This window comes from Enterococcus sp. AZ077 (genome assembly GCF_051714965.1).
GTDB classification, from domain to species: Bacteria; Bacillota; Bacilli; order Lactobacillales; family Enterococcaceae; genus Enterococcus_B; species Enterococcus_B hirae.
In genome coordinates this window covers 1034805-1053431 of sequence record NZ_JBIOSX010000001.1, presented here as the reverse complement: position 1 = coordinate 1053431, position 18627 = coordinate 1034805, and the positions used below count along the sequence as shown (strand labels likewise).

Annotated in this window: 15 protein-coding genes; 2 read left to right on the top strand and 13 right to left on the bottom strand. The window is 37.4% G+C overall.

The genetic code is table 11. The features are described from left to right. Positions 1 to 7 precede the first annotated feature (7 nt). From IGL28_RS04895 to IGL28_RS04835, 13 genes are all read right to left on the bottom strand, one after another. Positions 8 to 724, bottom strand: coding sequence for a pseudouridine synthase (locus IGL28_RS04895; protein WP_081128719.1), 717 nt, complete (start codon positions 722 to 724; stop codon positions 8 to 10). Next, positions 724 to 1299, bottom strand: coding sequence for an SMC-Scp complex subunit ScpB (gene scpB / locus IGL28_RS04890; protein ID WP_010719579.1), 576 nt, complete (start codon positions 1297 to 1299; stop codon positions 724 to 726). The genes IGL28_RS04895 and scpB overlap by 1 nt, the downstream gene beginning before the upstream one ends. Further along, a complete protein-coding gene (locus IGL28_RS04885; RefSeq protein WP_277749450.1) occupies positions 1283 to 2050 on the bottom strand; it encodes a segregation/condensation protein A in 768 nt (255 codons plus the stop codon). Before IGL28_RS04885 ends, scpB begins: the two co-directional genes overlap by 17 nt. Continuing rightward, the gene (locus IGL28_RS04880; RefSeq protein WP_010719581.1) at positions 2047 to 2418 is read right to left on the bottom strand and encodes a hypothetical protein; all 372 of its coding nucleotides are present in this window, start codon (positions 2416 to 2418) and stop codon (positions 2047 to 2049) included. The genes IGL28_RS04885 and IGL28_RS04880 overlap by 4 nt, the downstream gene beginning before the upstream one ends. An 18-nt stretch (positions 2419 to 2436) precedes the next feature. Further along, entirely contained in the window at positions 2437 to 3324 is an 888-nt protein-coding gene (xerD, locus tag IGL28_RS04875; protein WP_010719582.1) for a site-specific tyrosine recombinase XerD, read from the bottom strand. 92 nt (positions 3325 to 3416) lie between these two features. Beyond that, entirely contained in the window at positions 3417 to 3890 is a 474-nt protein-coding gene (gene fur, locus IGL28_RS04870) for a ferric iron uptake transcriptional regulator (RefSeq protein WP_010719583.1), read from the bottom strand. Positions 3891 to 3993: 103 nt separating this feature from the next. Beyond that, the gene (locus IGL28_RS04865) at positions 3994 to 4857 is read right to left on the bottom strand and encodes a CvfB family protein (RefSeq protein WP_081128721.1); all 864 of its coding nucleotides are present in this window, start codon (positions 4855 to 4857) and stop codon (positions 3994 to 3996) included. A gap of 201 nt (positions 4858 to 5058) precedes the next feature. Next, positions 5059 to 7407, bottom strand: coding sequence for a cell division site-positioning protein MapZ family protein (locus IGL28_RS04860; RefSeq protein WP_081204220.1), 2349 nt, complete (start codon positions 7405 to 7407; stop codon positions 5059 to 5061). Between the two features lie 374 nt (positions 7408 to 7781). Continuing rightward, on the bottom strand, positions 7782 to 8891 hold the full coding sequence (gene rpoD / locus IGL28_RS04855) for an RNA polymerase sigma factor RpoD (protein WP_010719586.1): 1110 nt from the start codon (positions 8889 to 8891) through the stop codon (positions 7782 to 7784). Between the two features lie 23 nt (positions 8892 to 8914). Further along, positions 8915 to 10756 (bottom strand): DNA primase, encoded by a 1842-nt coding sequence (gene dnaG / locus IGL28_RS04850; protein WP_010719587.1) that lies wholly within the window; start codon positions 10754 to 10756, stop codon positions 8915 to 8917. Between the two features lie 186 nt (positions 10757 to 10942). Continuing rightward, a complete protein-coding gene (locus tag IGL28_RS04845; RefSeq protein ID WP_010737343.1) occupies positions 10943 to 13264 on the bottom strand; it encodes a cation-translocating P-type ATPase in 2322 nt (773 codons plus the stop codon). 167 nt (positions 13265 to 13431) lie between these two features. Next, positions 13432 to 14214: a DUF368 domain-containing protein gene (locus tag IGL28_RS04840; RefSeq protein WP_232088627.1), complete on the bottom strand. Its 783-nt coding sequence runs from the start codon at positions 14212 to 14214 to the stop codon at positions 13432 to 13434. A gap of 144 nt (positions 14215 to 14358) precedes the next feature. Next, a complete protein-coding gene (locus tag IGL28_RS04835) occupies positions 14359 to 14991 on the bottom strand; it encodes a lysozyme family protein (protein WP_053766455.1) in 633 nt (210 codons plus the stop codon). Positions 14992 to 15202: 211 nt separating this feature from the next. On the opposite strand from IGL28_RS04835, the gene IGL28_RS04830 reads away from it, so the two are divergent. Together IGL28_RS04830 and mprF are read left to right on the top strand one after the other, a co-directional pair. After that, positions 15203 to 15919 carry an alpha/beta fold hydrolase gene (locus tag IGL28_RS04830; RefSeq protein ID WP_010719591.1) on the top strand — a complete coding sequence of 239 codons (717 nt, stop codon included), beginning with the start codon at positions 15203 to 15205 and terminating at the stop codon, positions 15917 to 15919. A gap of 21 nt (positions 15920 to 15940) precedes the next feature. Beyond that, the gene (gene mprF / locus IGL28_RS04825; RefSeq protein ID WP_010737339.1) at positions 15941 to 18526 is read left to right on the top strand and encodes a bifunctional lysylphosphatidylglycerol flippase/synthetase MprF; all 2586 of its coding nucleotides are present in this window, start codon (positions 15941 to 15943) and stop codon (positions 18524 to 18526) included. Positions 18527 to 18627 lie beyond the last annotated feature (101 nt).

Here is an 18627-nt window from a genome sequence, read left to right as displayed (position 1 = left end):
TAAGTAATCATTTTGATTGATTCAATAAACTGCTGACTTCTTTTTTGTTCAACTCACGATAGTCGCCAGGGCGTAAGCCTTGAAGCGTCAAATCGCCGTATTTTTCTCGTTTTAATTTTTGAACAGGTAAGCCAACTGCTTGAAGCATATTTTTTACCTGATGATTTCTACCTTCATGGATAGTCAATTCAACGATACTATGATTTGTCTTAGGATCCACAGATAATATTTGGTAACGTGCTGGTGAAGTTCGTTTCCCTTCGATTTTTATCCCTTTCGTCAAGGGAGATAACATTGTTTTAGTAGCAATCCCTTTGACTTTCGCCACATATACTTTGTCTACTTCATGTTTCGGGTGGGTCAAACGTTGCGCAAAATCACCGTCATTAGTCAAGAGCAGTATACCCGAAGTATCATAATCTAATCGTCCTACTGGATAAATTCGTTCTTTCACCATTGGAAGCAAATCAGTTACGACTTTTCGCCCCTTGTCATCAGCAACAGCGGAAATCACGCCTTTTGGTTTATATAGTAAATAGTACCTGTATTCTTCTTGATAAATCGGCACTTCATCTACTTCGATCAAATCACGTTTGCTAACTTTTACTCCGAGTTCTTTTACTACTTTGCCGTTGACTTTTACTCGTCCAGCCAAAATATATTCTTCCGCTTTACGTCTGGAAGTAATCCCTGCATGCGCAATTACTTTTTGTAGTCTTTCCATTATATCTGTTCTCCTTCATCCATTTCATCAAAGAATAAGTCGAGTGAAGACTCTTCGTTTAATGAATGCTCCATTGCTTGTATATCTGGTAAGTCTTTTAATGAGTTGAGACCAAAATAATCTAAAAAATAAGGAGTCGTCCCATACAAAATAGGTCGTCCAGGTCCTTCCACGCGTCCTTTTTCTTCAATCAACTGATGAGCAGCTAGCCGTTGAATGGCACCTGAGACTTGAACCCCACGAATTTGTTCGATTTCTACTCTGGTAATCGGTTGTTTATATGCAATGATCGCCAACGTTTCGACAGCTGCTTGTGAGAGAGTATTAGACGTCCCTTGGGCATAGCGTTTCAACAATGGCGCTAACTCTTTTTTGGTTGTTAAAACGACATGTGCCTCTGTTTCCAAAATATGCAAAGCACTAGCTGGATCATTTTCATATCTTGTTTTTAATTCCGTTAATAAAGCCACTGTCTCTTCTTTCGTAATAGTTAACAGATAGCTGATTTCTTCTAACCCGATTCCTTCCTCGCCAACAATAAATAAAATGGCTTCAAGTTCACTTAATTTTGTCATCTTTGGTATCTCCTACTGCTAGATAAAGCATAATTGTTTCATAATTTCCTTCTTGTTGTGCAACGATCTGACCATTTTTCATCATTTCTAATAAAGCCATAAATGTAGTGACTACTTCTGTTTTCGAAGGCGTTTCAAAAAAAGACTCAAAAGAGCATCCCTTATGATGTTGCTTAAGACGCTCTTCAATAAAGATGATACGTTCTTCAATTGTTGTATCATCAGGAGTAATCGTTTTTTCAACTTTCTCTGAGAATTTCTTTCGCTCTAAGATTTTTTCCATCGCATGAAACAAATCAATCTTTTTGACTTGTCCACGTTTCAATGGTTTCTCTTGTCCAATGAGATCGTCTACTGCAACTGGTTCTTTCGTATAATATAAGCTTCTCTCTTGGGCTTTTTCGGTTAACTGCTCTGCAGCATACTTATACTTTCGATATTCCAATAATTGATTGACTAATTCGTCACGCGGGTCCTCTTCCCAATACTCATCTTCAATGATTGCTTCTTGAACAGGTAACAAAGTTTTGCTTTTGATCGCCATCAACGTGGCAGCCATCACTAGATATTCTCCAGCAACAGCAAGTTCAAGAGTTTTCATCGTATGGATATAACTCATGTATTGCTCAGTGATCGTTGCAATCGGGATATCATAAATATCGATCTCCATTTGCTGGATCAAATGAAGGAGTAAATCTAAGGGTCCTTCAAATATATCTAATTTGATATTGATTTCTGTCACCATATTCACTCTTTCTTCTTGTTTCGATCGACCCATTTTGCGAGATATGGACGGGTAATCTCTGTTGGTCGTATGGAAAAGTCTGGGTATTTTTCTTGAAGTTCATCAAGCATTTGAAAGCCCATCTGATCTCCCCGATAAGATGGATTCAATGAAACATCGTGAATAATCAATTCCTGATTTTCACCCCAATAAACACCAATAATCCCTTGAATATTCGTTGAACCTTCTGGTGTGAAGAAAAAAAGTTCATACCCTTCTTCTGTTTCATAGGTATTGATTTCTTTGAGTAAATTCGATTTATCCGTTAGTTTCTTATGAAAACTTAACAGTCCCATAGCAATTTTACGATTTTCTTTTCGGTAATGTGTTAACATTTTTTCACCTTCCTATGACTAAGCCCTTGGAAAATGCTGCTTATAAACATCCGTCATTCTTTTCTTTGTGATATGTGTATAAATTTGTGTTGTTGAGATATCAGCATGTCCTAATAATTCCTGTACCGTTCGAAGATCTGCACCATTTTCCAGCAAATGTGTCGCAAAACTATGCCTTAAAGTATGAGGGGTGACCTCTTTATTGATTCCTGCTTCACGCACTAATTGTTTAAGGTTTTTCCAGATACCTTGCCGTGATAACCCTGTACCATGATGATTGACAAATACATGCGTTTCAGAAGGATTCGCTACAAGGAGGGGGCGTGCTTCGTCTAGATACCGCTCCAACCATTGGATCGCATAATCACCTAGAGGTATGATCCGTTCTTTGTCCCCTTTACCAAGTGTTTGGACCAAGCCGAGCGACAAGTGAAGATCACTTAGCTTTAAACCAACGAGTTCACTGACACGCATACCTGTTGCATACATGACTTCTAGAATTGCTCGATCTCTGATCCCTAGATTTTTGGTTGTATCAGGTGTTTCGATCAATCGTTCAACCTCAGTCAAGGATAAGGTACTAGGTAACTTTTGAACCTTTTTAGGCGTATCAATGTGTTGCATCGGGTCATGATCAGTCAATCGTTCTTGACGTAAGAATTGATGAAATCTTCTCAAGCTAGTAATCATTCTGGTCACGGTTGCTGGAGCTTTCTTTTCATCATGCATCTTTTCCAGATAATTGATCACGACGTAGCGATCGACATCTTGCCAGGAAGTGATTTGCTCATCTTCTAAATAGTGAAGATACTGTAACAAATCTCGTTCATAACTTTTTCTCGTATTTAATGACAAGCCACGTTCAATCGTCAAATAGTGGAGATAATCATTAATTTCTTCATTCATAATAATCCACCTCGTGCTCTTCTATCATATCAGATACCCTTCATTTTCGATAGTCTATTTTACAGCTAGGCAAAGAAAAAGCCGTCTAGCAATCAGACGGTTTTGCTTTCTTTTTCTTTAGTGTAACATTTTTGACAAATACCATGAAATGTTAAGCGATGATCTTTTACCAAAAAGTGATACCGTTGCTCCACAATTTCTTCCACTTCACACAATAAATCTTCTTCAACCTCTTCAATCGTGCCACATCGTAAACACAATAAATGATGATGGAAATGTTTTGCTCCTTCTTTTCTCAAGTCATAGCGAGCAACACCATCATTGAAGCTGACTTTATCAATGACTTTCAAATCGGTCAAAATCTCTAACGTCCGATAGACAGTAGCTAACCCAATTTCTGGACTCTTTTTTTTCACTAGAAAAAAGACTTCTTCTGCCGATAAATGTTCTTTCTCATTTTCTAAAAGTACTTGTAAAGTTGCTTCTCTTTGTGGGGTTAATTTGAACCCCGACTCGTGCAATTGTTGTTTCGTTTTTTTCATTACTGACATCGCATTCATAACCATGTATTCAACCCCGACAATTTATAATAATTATAATCAAACAAAAGGAATCTCTTTCTAAATTAAAATAATTATAAGCTAGTTAAGAAAAACATGCAAGGTATTCTCAATTAGATTTTCTAATTCGTTTCGTTACGCCTGCTTCTTGTTTGACTAGTCCTTGTTTTAATAGATTGCCGATTGCTCGTTTAAAAGCTCCCTTGCTTATACCAAAAGTTTTCATGATATCTTCCGGATCAGATTTGTCAGTAAAATAGATTTGCTCATCTGCTGATCGTTCAATGATCGTTAAAATCATTTGTGCATCATCAGAGATTGCTTCATATGCTCTTGGTTTTAATGAAAGATTCAATACTCCATCAGGTCTCACACCAATTACTCGTCCTTTGACTTGTTCACCTAAGCGCGGCTCATTATAGCGTTCGGATGGGTGGATAAATCCGATATAATAATCATCTGTTAAGACGTACGTTCCGGTAAGTTTCAAGCGGTAAGCAACACCTGTAATGTCTTTATTTTTGATTTCTTCTGTTCCTCGTTTACTCAATGATTTAAAAATCTTTTCATCGGCTAAACTACCCCAAATTCGGTCTTTGCTATCGACTCTTAAAGCAACCATTAAACGATCGCCTTTTTTAGGCCAAAGTTCTGTCATCGTTGGTAGTTCATCTAATGAGACTACAAAATCTTTGTCGGGTAATCCAATATCTACGAATACTCCTAAATCTTTTCGTGAAGCAGTCACTGTACCAAAAGCATAATGACCAATTCGACTTTTAGGAATCAACGTAGTAAAACGATTTTCATGTTTTTGATTTTGATAACCAAACCCTTCGACTGCTTCACCGATACGATAGGTCCCTTCGGTTTTACTTAATCCAAAAGTTTGTCCATTTTTCTGGACAAAGTAATTTTTTTCATTTTCATCAATTACCATTCCGGTAAATATTGTTGCCAATAATTCATTCATCTTATTTCTCCTTATTTATAAAAGATTCAGCCATCTTTTCTTAGCTATCATAACATAATGTTCCCATGATTAGTAGTTGGTTTGGTCTTAGTCGTCGCAAAAAAACTCAGACATCGTGTATCTGATCTTATATGGTCATCCACTTAGTTCCATACGATCTACGATATCTGAGTAGTATTTGGTCATTGCCTATCTAGCAGATTAATGGCTGCCATTTCCGCCAAACCAGCCTGTTTTACAATTGATCGTCACAATATAAAATGGCAATGCACTTTCACCGATTCCACGCATCAAATTAGATTGGGTTGAAGTAGCATAAAGATTATAGTAACCTTCACCATTTTCGATTCTCGCTTTTTCTAGTTTATATCCACCTGCCACAATGTAGCCTCGTTGAATACAAGTAGCAATAACACTTTGTTGGACTCCTGGTGCCCAATTCCATGCTGGATTAGATGCATCAGCCACATCACTTTGTCGAGTTGACATGATGGGTTGATTGGCTGAATTAGTCTTATTGGTAGTGGAACTAGATTTTGCTTGTTGTGCAGCCAGAGCTGCAGCTTGTTTGGCTGCTTCAGCTGCTTTTTTTGCTTCTTCAGCTTTTTTCGCTTCTTCTTTTGCTTGTGCTTCTTTCTGCTCTTTCGCAGTCAAGGTTTCATCTACTTTTTTTAGTTGATCTTTTAAAGCGACAGCTAGCTCTTCATTTTTGATTTGCTCTACAGCATTTTTTGCTTCGTCATACTGCTCTCTGTTCGCACTGTCTACGACTTGATTATCATGATAGACAACGTTCACTTTATCTTTAGCCGTCTGCAATTGTTTGTATTGGTCCTCTGCTTCGGTTTGCGCTTGCTTGATCAGACGTCCAAAAGCAGTTTCATTTGTAGTGATTGGTTGAATGGCTTGATCCTCTTTTAGTTTGGGATCAGCTGCTAAATGATCATCGTCAATCACTACCGAAGTAAATAACTGGTTGACACGTTGAATATCTTTGATTTTGGTTTGGATATCCTGGAATGTTTTTTCTAATTCAGGGTATTCTTTCTCTTTTTTTACGTCATTCAGATCAGTCTTTAGTTTAGCTAAGTCTTGATTGATCATTGAAGTACGGATAAACTGGTGAGACGGATCTGTATAAAAAGCATTCAAGGCTGTTTGTAGATCTGCCACCTTTTGTTTTTGTCTTTCTTCTTGTGCAGCGATTTGTGCCTGAACATCTTGCTGATGGTCATAATAAGCCCAACCACCGACTCCGAGCAAGACGATTGCTGCTAAAGCCAGATACGGTCCTTTTTTCGATCTTTTTCGTTTCCCCTCATCAGTCTTAGCTGATGTAACTGGTTCTTTTTGTTCCGTTTCTGTCCTTTGATCGATTTCATTTGATAATTCTGTTTTTTCTATAGCTTCTGGTTTTGAAGAATCTTTCTTACGAATTTCTTCTTTTGGTTCTTCTTCTTTTACCGATTCTTCTTTCGGTATTTCTTCTTTTGCTGTTTCTTCTTTCGGTATTTCTTCTTTTGCTGTTTCTTCTTTCGATATTTCTTCTTTTAGAACTTCTCCGTTTGATTGATTCTCTTGTGATGGAGCTGCTTTCGGAATATCTTTTTCTGAAACTTCAGGTTTCAAAATTTCGTTTAACGCTTCGTCCTCATGGGTTGAGTTTTTATCGACATCTTCCGCACTCGCTTTTTCTTCGACTTCTTTTTTTCCTATCAAAAGTTTTTCTGACGATGATTGGACGTGAGTCGATTTTGAAGCGGGCACTGGTTCTTCAGTTTGTTCCTTAGAAGAAAGCAATTGATTTTCTTCTAAAGTTTGGGTTACCGTTAAGCGTTCATTATTTTTTTCTGTTGCCGTTTCAAACGTTTCTTCTTGATCAATCACTTGATGGTCAGTTGGTTGAACAACGCTATCGTTCGTATCAACTGTTTCCTTTTCTTTCGTTTCACGTTCGTTAGTTACTGGCACTGTACTTTCTTGTTTTGAATCAGTCTCTTTGGCATTTTTAGCTGCGAGTTCCTCTTGGATCATTCGCATCAATTCTTCTGCATGTTCTTCTGTTGTATCTTCTCTATGAGCTTTAATATAAGCAGATAAAATCGAATTTTCTTTTTCATGATCAACAAATTCTTTTAGTTCAGCTACTCTTTTTTGTTGTTCTGCTTCGAGTTCATCCGTCATTTCATCGCCGTTAACTTGTTTTTTCGAATCAGTTCCTTCTTCGCTTGTTGACGGCTTTTTGTTTGCCTTTTTAGTGACTACATCTTCAGCATCATTAGTTTCTGCTAGATTCGTTTCTTCAGATGATTCTTCTTTAAACAAGGCCATGACCGATTCTAATGGTAACTCTGTTAATTCTGACCATTCGATTGGATCATTTAATTCCGTGTCAGGAAAATGTTCTTCTGAAGAATCTATTGGTAATTGACTGTTGTTCTTTTCTTCATTCGTGTGTTGGTCTTGCTCTTTTATTTGGTAACCACAATCAGGACAAATCAACTTTCCTTTGATTTTCTTTGATCCACACGTTGGGCATTTTTTTATCACTGAGCGATCGGCTCCTTTTGTTAGGTTTACGCTACCATTTAATCTACCATATTCTGAAAGTTTCGCCAAGAGCCTATTTTGATCAAACGGATATCAAATAGTATAACTCGTAAAAATAAAACAAATAGTTTACAAAAATTTTCTTATAATTACGCATAGTTACGCAATTATTTATGTTTTCATCATCATAATCTTAATAGCGCATCAATTATTTGTTTATTATGATCAGATTCAAGCTTTTGACTCAGCTATTGACTAAAAAAGTAGCACGGGATCATCTATTCTGATCCCGTGCTACTTTGTTTTCACTAAAGGCTACTCGCTATTTTAAAAGACAGTCATTGTCTATAAGATTCAAAATTTGAATCCTATTTTTACTCTAAGAAATCTTTCAATTGTTTTGAACGTGATGGATGGCGTAATTTACGTAACGCTTTCGCTTCGATTTGTCGAATACGTTCACGTGTTACTCCGAATACTTTCCCAACTTCTTCGAGTGTTCTGGTACGACCATCGTCTAAACCAAAACGTAAGCGGAGAACATTCTCTTCACGGTCAGTCAATGTATCTAAAACATCTTCTAATTGTTCTTTTAGCAATTCATAAGCTGCATGTTCTGCAGGACTAGTAGCTTCTTGGTCTTCAATGAAGTCTCCTAAATGAGAATCATCTTCTTCACCAATTGGTGTTTCTAAAGAAACTGGCTCTTGCGCAATTTTCAATATTTCACGTACTTTTTCTGTAGGAAGGTCCATTTCTGCACCAATTTCTTCTGGCGTCGGTTCTCTTCCTAAATCTTGAAGTAATTGACGTTGGATACGGATCAATTTATTGATGGTTTCTACCATATGCACTGGGATACGGATCGTACGTGCTTGGTCAGCGATGGCACGAGTGATTGCTTGTCTGATCCACCATGTAGCATAAGTTGAAAATTTGAATCCTTTACGGTAGTCAAATTTTTCAACAGCTTTCATCAAGCCCATATTTCCTTCTTGGATCAAATCAAGAAATTGCATGCCACGTCCAACATATCTCTTAGCAATACTTACGACCAAACGAAGGTTTGCTTCAGCTAAACGCTGTTTTGCTTCTTGATCACCTTCTTCGATTTTTAAAGCAAGAGCTACTTCTTCTTCCGCAGTTAATAGGGAAACACGACCAATCTCTTTTAAATACATACGAACTGGATCGTTGATTTTTACACCAGTAGGTGCTGACAGATCTTCTGTTTTTGCTTGTTCCGCTTTTTTCTCTGCACTCTTCAAGCTATGGATCGATGGATCTCCATTTTCATCAACAACGCTGATTCCAGCATCCTCGACTTTTTGGATCAATTTATCCATCTCATCCGCATTCAATGTGAATGGCGTTGCAAGTTTATTTGAAAGATCATCATACACGACTTGTCTTTTTGGTTTGTTTTCTTTGATAAAAGCTGCTACTGCTGCTTCATACTTTTTATTCTCTGTTACATTTGCCATAAAAGAAGGCCCCCCTTGAGTAGCTATTCGGCTTGTTTTAACTGTTTTGTTAAATTAATGATCTCAATCGTTAATTCCAATTCTAATTGCTTGTTTCCAGTTCTTCTAGCCTCTTGCTGCATTTGTTTTTTTAAAGTTATTTCATCAGCTAAACTAGACTTTCTGATTACACGCAATAAGTCTTGGATTTCTCTTGGTGTGCTTTCTTCGGCTACACGCAAATACTCGATTTCCACCACTAAACGCCTTAAATTTTCATCTTGCAAAAAGTCCAAAAACTCCGCAAGGTTGAATTCATCATGTTGTGACACAAATGCATCGAATAAAAAATATACTTCTGCATAAATGTCATGAATAAACTGAAATTGCTGTTCTTTCAAAAGATTACGGACAGATATCTCTTTGAACACTCTGTACAAGAGCATTTGTTCCGCTTTTTCTACTTGAGTCAGCGGTCTCTTTTTCGTTATTGCCGTCCGTGAAATAGCTGGTTCTGGCAATGTCGTTGGTTGGTTGGTTCGATTCGTTTGATTTTCCCTGCGAAAATCCCGTATTTGCTTTTGCAGGGTTTCACGACTAAGTTGAAATTCGGTCGCTAGTTGCGACAAATACATATCTTGTTCGATTGGCGAGACAACTTGACTAAGTTCTCTCGATACCTCTTCTAAGTACTGGATTTTATCTTTTTCATTCTCCAGGTTCTTGTCTTGCTTCAAATAACGTGACTTGAAAGTAAAGACCGTTTCACGACCATGAAAGATCAGTTCATTAAAGGAGTCATTTCCATATTTACGTAAATATTCATCGGGATCAAGTTTTTCCGGAATCACAACGATTGATAATTGCAATCGACTATTTTGTCGTAACAATTCGATCCCTCGATTCGTTGCCTCAAATCCTGCCTTATCTCCATCGTAACAAAAAACTAGTTCTTTGGTTACTCGTTCAATCTGCTGGATCTGTTGATTCGTTAAACTCGTTCCCATGGAAGCTATCCCATTTTTTACACCTGCTTGCCAAGAAGCAATGACATCCATGAAACCTTCAAATAAAAGAACTTCACCGCTTTTTCGGATATCACTACGTGCTTTATCCAAGTTGAACAACACTTGTCTTTTATTGAATAATTCTGTTTCTGGACTATTCAAATATTTGGGTTGATCTTTTTCTTGTCCTTTTTCTGGTGCAAGCCAGCGTCCAGAAAAACCAATCGTGCGCCCTTGAGGGTTTCTGATAGGAAACATGATACGTTGGTAAAACCGATCAGATATTCCTCCATCCTCATGAGAGATAAACAAACCAGAACGTTCCAACACTTCTTGATCGTATGCTTCAGTTTTAAATACTTGTTTCAAAAATGAACGTTCATTCGGTGCAAATCCGATCGCAAATTCTTCAATCAATTCTAGTGTCAAACCACGTTGTAGTAAGTAATCTAAAGCTTGCTCGCCTACTTTCGTGTGTAGCAACATATGATGATATACTTCTGCGGCTTTTTCATGCGCTAAAATCAATTTTCCTGTAATTGAATCGCTATTTTCGAAGGGAAGTGTTTGTTTGCGCCATTGATCTTCTAACTGAATTTGTTCAAAATCAGCAACTTTGACGACTGCTTCTGGGAAACTAAGTCCTTCTAGTTCTTGAAGAAAAGTAAAGACGTTTCCTCCTTTTCCGCAACCAAAGCAATGAAAAATCTGTTTATCTTCAGCCACCGAGAAAGATGGTGTTCGTTCTTCATGAAAAGGACACAAACCTAAATAATTCTTTCCAGATTTTTTTAATTGGACGTATTGACCAATCACCTCAACAATATTCGTTTGTCCACGAATCGTTTCAATGACTTCTTGAGGAATCCGTTGAGCCATGCTTTCACCCCCTGTAAATAGCTAATTGGCATCTGTCAAAGAGATACCTCAGGAGAATAACCGGTAAAAAATCGCACTAACGAAAATCAGTGCGATTTTAAAGGACACAATTATACATGTTTCATTCTATCACAATTCTAAACTTTTTCAAGTATAATACTTGTCATTCTAAGAACAAGCAACGGTTTATTTCGTTGTTGCTAATTTATTCAATAAGTAGTCACGAATATTGGTCTTTCCATAAATCAGTCTCAAAATGATATTAACGATCATAAAACCAATGAAATATGGCCAAGCCGTTCCTAACCCAAGATCAACTTCTAACAGATGATGGAAAAGCATCGCTGCTACATAAATCCCTACAACAGTAGTTACCGCTAAGAAAATTCGCAACGGATTAAATGGATAACACGCTTTGACTACTGCCATACAGCTGATTCCGATCAATAGATAATACATTAAAGTGGTCGTTTGCAACTGGGTAAATGGCAAAACTTTTCCTAAAATATAAACCACAATAATATTCAATACGACTAGCAATGCATTTGGCAATGCATTGATCAATGCTGTTGGTAAATAACGATAGGTAATCTTTCGTTTATCTTGTTCAAACGATAAGAAGAAAGAAGGATAACCTTCAATAGCTAAGTCAATCAATGTGATCTGGATTGGGATGAATGGAAACCCGATTGCAGTAATTGCGCATAAGATAGAAAGAATAAACGAATAGATCGTCTTGATAAAGAAAATACCTGAAACTTTGGTCACATTGTTTACGACACGACGCCCTTCGAATAAGACTTCTGGTAAAGTCGTAAAATCAGAATCAAGTAAAACGAGATTAGCAATTTGTCTTGTTGCACCGTCTCCTTCAGCCATGGCGATACTGCAGTCTGCTTCACGCAGTGCCAATACGTCATTGACTCCATCCCCAGTCATAGCCACAGTTCCACCACTTTGTTTTAATTCATTCACTAATGTTTTCTTTTGTTGTGGACTCACACGACCAAAGACCGTGTACTCATGAGCGGCTTCCCGGACAGCTTTTTCTTCTGTCATCGTAGAAAGATCAACATACGAATCATAATTTGGTAAGCCTGCACGGCGGGCAATATTTGAAACTGTGAACGGATTATCACCTGAAATAACCTTTAGATTCACACCTTCAGCATGTAAATAAGCTAATGTTTCTTCTGCATTTTTACGTATTGGATCGTCAATCTCAAACAGCGCGATTGGTTCAACGCCTTTTGGCTCTCCTTCAGTCAAATGTTGTTCAGGAGCGACACCCAGCATCAATACACGGTAGCCATTTGCTTGAGCATCCACCAAACTTTCTGGCAGTTGTGATTTTTCAACCAAACGTTCAGGAGCTCCTACATAGATCACACCTAATTCAGGAAACTCCATCGCTCCCCATTTTCGGTCAGAAGAGAAAGCTAACTTTTCAGTCACAGTATAGCGATTAGCTACTTGAAAGTAATCTCTAAGTGCCCGCATGGTAAGATTATTGTCACTGCTTTCAGCTAGATAGGTTCCCATGATTTCAGGAATCGCTTTTTCGTACTTAGGATTTAGGGCTTCGACCCGTTGGATACTCATTTTTCCTTCAGTGATCGTCCCTGTTTTATCCAAGCAAAGCGTATCTACATGAGCAAGTGTTTCAATCGAATACATATCTTGGACCAAGATTCTTTTCTTTGCTAATTTCGTTACACCAGTAGTCAGTGCAATACTAATCAAAAGGACTAAGCCTTTAGGCAACATCCCTAGTAATGCTGCTGCCGAAGCAATAACAGAAATCTTAATGGAAGCATCACGGATAAATAACGCTTCTAAAAATAAAATAATACCTAATGGAATGATAATGAAGCTAGTAAATTTCGATACTTTTCGAATAGAATCGACAAGTTCAGAATGAATCGCTTTATGGGTTTTTGCCTCACTCGTTAGGCGAACTGCATAGTTGTCTGCGCCAACACGAATCGTTTGAGCTAAAACAGAACCACTGGTTAAGAAACTACCTGAAAGCAATTCATCTCCTTCGGTTTTGACAATCAGGTCTGACTCCCCTGTCAATAGTGCCTCATTGGCTTCTGCGCGTCCTGAGATCACTCTTAAATCAGAAGGGATCTGTTCCCCTGCACCAATCTTTACGACATCTCCTAAAACTAATTCTTTCGTTGAAATCGACTGCTCTTTTCCTTCGCGGACAACTCGTACCTCTGATTGCGAAACAATCGATAACTTTCTTACTAGATTTCTAGCATGGATTTCTTGATAGATACCAATAATGATATTCACGACAATGATTGCCAGGTAAGCCATATTGGAATAGGCACCGACCAATAGTAAGCAAATCCCAATACCAAAATTTAAAAAGTTGAACAGCGTTAGTATATTGTCACTAAGAATCTGCTTAGTACTTTTTGATGCATCCTCTTGGTAATCATTTTGCTGCCCAGAGGAAATTTTTTGTCTCACTTCTTCCTGAGTAAGACCATTCATTTCTTTCGTTTCCATTTTTCGCCAACTTTCAAAAAATAATCAATATATTTAAGTCTAGCTTGTTCTATTATTAAAAACAACTTATTTTTTACAAATTTATTCAAAATAAGAACACATGATTCTATGCCGCTGAGAAATCCCAGCAAAAATCATGTGCCATTCAACCTTTATTTATATTGTTCTTCTAAACGACTCATCCACCAACCTAATGCGATACCAGCAAAAAATAAAATGGGACAAAAGATGATTCCTAGTAAACTTAAATTTGTGTAATCTGTAGGAACAATCATTACCGTCGAAGCAAAAACAACTCCTAAAATAAAATGGAACAATTTACTATATGCCTTAGAAAAGATAAAATCAAATAACTTTGATAACGTCAACACGCAGACTACCGCACCTAAACCGATCGGTAAAATCACGTCTAAGCGAGCTTCTTTGAAACCATCAGCCATCGCCTTATATAACCCCATATAGACTAAAAAATTCGAGGGACTCAGTCCAGGAACAATCATCCCTAAGCCGATTAGACCGCCAGCGATGATCCAAGTTACTGTGTTTTGTTCAACTTGACCATCAAATAGTTGTGATCCGTAAAGTAAAAAGAAATAAGCCACGATCAATGTGACGATCATCAGGATGATATCACCTGATTGCCGCCCTTTCTTTCCAGCTTCTTTCCACAACGTTGGAACAGTACCTACAATACACCCAACAAAAAACCATAAAATCGTCGTTTCATATGTCCCTAATAAGAAACTCACCAAAAAGGAAAGCAAAAAGACTCCGCTGATGCCTCCTAATCCGACAGGCAAAAAGAAAAGCACGTTTTCTTTAAAATTTCTGGTTAGATGAGCTAAAAAAGAGATCAATCGTTCGTACATCCCAAAAACAGCTGCTAAAGCGCCTCCGCTTACCCCCGGTAAAATAAAACCCGAACCGATAAACATTCCCTTTACAAAGCGCAATAGCCAGTCTTTCCCTGAATCTTTCGCTACCTTTTCTGTTATGATTTGTTCTTTTTCCACTTTTTTGAGCACTCCTTCTTTCTGATAAGATAAAGATCTAGCAAAAAATCTCAGCATTACACTCAATTAGTTAAAAACTTTGTCATATAACTCAATGAGGTCTTCATTCATCTTGACAACTTTTGTGTAAAACATGTTCCCTCCATTATGATAAAGATAACCGCCATTGTAAAGCAATGAGGGGACTCGCCAATAGCGATACTTGGTTTTTTTCTCATTACCTAAAAGTGGACTCAAGACATTTTTGGAATATTCTTCTGCTATCTCCATAGTATTTTCCCCACCTCGGTTTTTTACGTAGACAATATAATCCTTACCGAAGTTATAGGCTTGTATAGCTGTATCAAGATCACATCCTTGTTTTTTTGCTTCATTGATCATTTCTGCTAAGTAGCTGACTCCTTGATCGATACTTTCTTTTTGATTATCGATCACATTGGCTTTACCATAGGCGCTTTCCGAACTTTGCATCAAATCAATCCCCTTGCCTTTTGATTCTGTTAAAATGATCCCCTTGACCAAAGACTCGTACTCTTCCATATGGTACTTTTTGATTGCTGTTGTTATTTCTGGTTCGTACTTTTCTACTCTTTTAATCGATTGATAGGTTTTTCCTAAGATGATCAATACTCCTATGACCAAGACAATCACTAAAAAAGAGACGATTCTTCGAAAGATTGATTTTTTCTTTTTTTTCATAAACATTCACCTAGTTATTTTGACATCTTTTTTTATCTTACTATTTATTATCGTTCTTGGCTATTTCTTACTAATCATTTGTTCCTTTCCTTAATAAAAACTGAAATTTTCGGAATTTTTTACTATCTTACGAAAATGATCGTTGTTTTTTTAGGAAAACAATTGCTCTTATAGGAGAATTGTCGTTATACTTTAACCAGTAGGTGATTATGTGAAAAAAGAAAAGAAATATGCAAAAATGACTGATGGAACAGAGATCTATTATGAGAAAAGCGGAAATGGCATGCCTCTGTTTTTACTCCATGGTAATGATGGCAGTGGTCGTTTCTTCTCAGAGCAAGTTCCTGTCTTTAGTCAGTTTTATACCGTTTATCTCATTGATAGTCGAGGTCACGGACGTTCAACGAATCAAGCAAATACCTTGTCTTTTCGTTTGATGGCAGAAGATCTTTATACCATCATGCTACTTGAAGGAATTACAAAAGCAAATATACTAGGTTTTAGTGATGGAGCTAATCTTGGATTGGTCTTTTCAAGTTATTATCCAGAGAAAGTACATCGATTAATATTAAATTCAGGAAATACTTTAGTTAAAGGGGTTTTATTCTCAGCGAGACTGCTTAGCTACTGTCATTATATTGGTATGTGGTTGCTTTCTTTAGTTTGCCCATCGCTTAGAAAAAATTTATTGGTGATCAAATTGTTGTTAAAAGATATCGGTCTTTCAACAGCAGATTTAGAGAAAATTAAATGTAAAACATTGATTATTGTTGGAAAAAAAGATGTGATCAAACTGCAACACTCCCTTTACCTAGCAAAAACGATCCCAAATGCTTCTTTTGTTTTAGTGAACGAACAAGGACATCAGTTAGCTAGAAAAGATCCTCAACGTTTCAATCAAGAAGTATTAGATTTTTTGTCTGAATAATAAGAATAGTAGGTGATTTTTTTGTTAAAACAAGCCTTACAATGGTTCAAAAACCATTTAGGTCTCTTTAAAACAATCTTTTTAATTTCTGTGGTTGTCATTATCGTTAGTGAATTGATCAATATTGGCAAAACACTATCGATCGCTCAATTAGCCGAAACATTTGCAACAATCCCACTTTGGAAGACGGGGTTGATGCTCATTGTTGGATTACTATCTGTTGCACCGATGATTGGGTATGACATCATCCTTAACCGCTTGTTGGGACAAAAATTAAAAAAGAGTTATTTATTTGAAACAAGTTGGTTGATCAATACCATCAACAATGTTGCCGGTTTTGGCGGCTTTGTCAGCATCGGATTACGCTCCGAATTATACGGTCATAAAAAAGACAGTAAGCAGTTGATGCAAGCTTTGTCGAAGATCTTTTTATTTCTAATGGCTGGACTGTCTATTTATAGTTTGATTTCTTTTTTTATGGTCTTTTTTGCACCGGTTGCGCCTTTTATTAAGCAGTATTGGATTTGGTTGATCGGTGGTGGGTTATACTTCCCACTTGTTTTTGTAGTCACTACCTTAAAAAAAGAGGGCTACCTCGGAGGACTCTCATTAAAAACACAAGGACAATTGCTGCTTGTCTCGATCTTAGAGTGGTCTGGTGTCTTGTTCACCTTTCTAGCAGTTGGGGCACTTATGGATATCAAAGTCGATTTGTGGCAAACGATACCGCTCTTTATCGCAGCTTCAGTTATCGGAATCGTCTCGATGATTCCTGGTGAAATCGGTAGTTTTGATATCATGATGATTATCGGTCTTTCTGCCATAGGTGTGCCAAAGGCAACTGTAGTCGTTTGGATCTTACTGTACCGAATTTTTTATTACATTATTCCTTTTTTGATCGGGATCGTCTTTTTCTTTAAGAATATTGGCTCAACCTTTGATCAACGTTATTCTGGTATTCCTAAGCAGCTGGCAACAGAGATTGCTCATAAAGCCGTCGTCGTCCTTTTATATTTTTCTGGTATCATGATGGTTCTTTCAGCGACGATCCCACAAGCTTTTACCGAGTTTCGTTGGCTGCATAGTATCAATCCGTTAAGGTTGCATTTTATTATTCAATTCCCAAGTATGTTGTTAGGATTTCTCTTTGTCATCATGGGGCGTGGGATTGCTGCAAGAGTCAAAAGAGCCTATTGGCCAACTATTGCACTGATCTTTTTAGCAGCATCTTATGTGACGATTATTGACTTTAGCTTTACTGCAGCTATTTTCCTATTGTTACTGTTGTTGATCGTAATTGCTTCGAAAAATGAATTATTTAGAGAACAAATCATTTATTCATGGGAATGGTTGACGATTGATGGTGTGATTATTGGTGCCTTAGCGTTGCTTTACATCATTATTGGCGTTTATAATCTGCCAACATTTCCTCATCGTAAGCATCATTTTATTTCGTTCTTTTTGTTCCCGTCAGAAAAGATTTGGTTATCTGGATTATTTGCTATTATTGCAGTAAGCTTTATCATCATTCTTTTCGTCCACTTCCTACAAGGAAAGAAACAGCAAGTCGGCGAACCGTTGGATGAAGAAAAAGCGTTAAATATCCTCCATACCTTTGGCGGAAATTCTGACAGTCAATTGATTTTCTTAAAAGACAAGCGCATGTTTATTTACGAAAAAGACCAAGTTGGAACGGTTTTATTACAGTTTGCTTGTTACAATAATAAATGTATCGTGATGGGCGATCCTTCGGGTAAAAAAGAAGATTTTCCTGCTGCTATCGAAGCGTTTATTGAAGAAACTGATCGTTTGTGTTACCTCCCCGTCTTTTATGAAACGAGTGAAGAAATCGTGATGATTTTACATGAATTTGGCTATGATTTCATCAAAATGGGCGAAGAAGCACATGTTGAATTAGCCAATTTCACTACTTCTGGAAAGAAAATGAAAGGGTCACGTGCGATCTTGAATCGGATTGACCGAGAAGGTTTTACTTTTGAGATTATTCAGCCACCTTTTTCTGCGACACAGATGACTGAACTCAAACAAATTTCTGATCAATGGTTAGGAAGCCGAAAAGAAAAAGGTTTTTCACTGGGGTTCTTCTCAGAAGATTATCTACAGCGGGCACCGATCGCTGTTTTAAAAGACCCACAACAAGACTTAGTAGCATTTGCTTCGATCATGCCAACCTACACAGATAACAAAATCGGCACGATTGATTTGATGCGTTATGATCCTGAGAAAGCACCAGCTGGAAGTATGGATTATCTTTTCCTTCATTTATTTGAGTATATGAAAGAGGAACAGATTGAGTTTTTCAACTTGGGGATGGCGCCATTATCCAACGTTGGAACCTCAAGAAAAAGTTTTATTCAAGAACGAATCGCTTACTTAGTTTATGAATTTGGTTCACATTTTTACTCTTTCCACGGCTTGCGTGAGTATAAAGATAAATATGCGACTCATTGGACTTCCCGCTATACTTCCTATTCACGTGACAGTTGGATTGCCTATGTCATGATCGCATTATTGATCATTGATAATGCACCAGTTGACCATAAAAAGCGATTAGTAGGTTTAAAGAAATGGTTACAAAAACGCTGAATATGACAACTTATATCTAATGATGGAAGAAAAAAAGACGCATGATTCTAAAAGTCATCTGACTTGTTGAATCGTGCGTCTTTTTTATTTATCTATCCTTT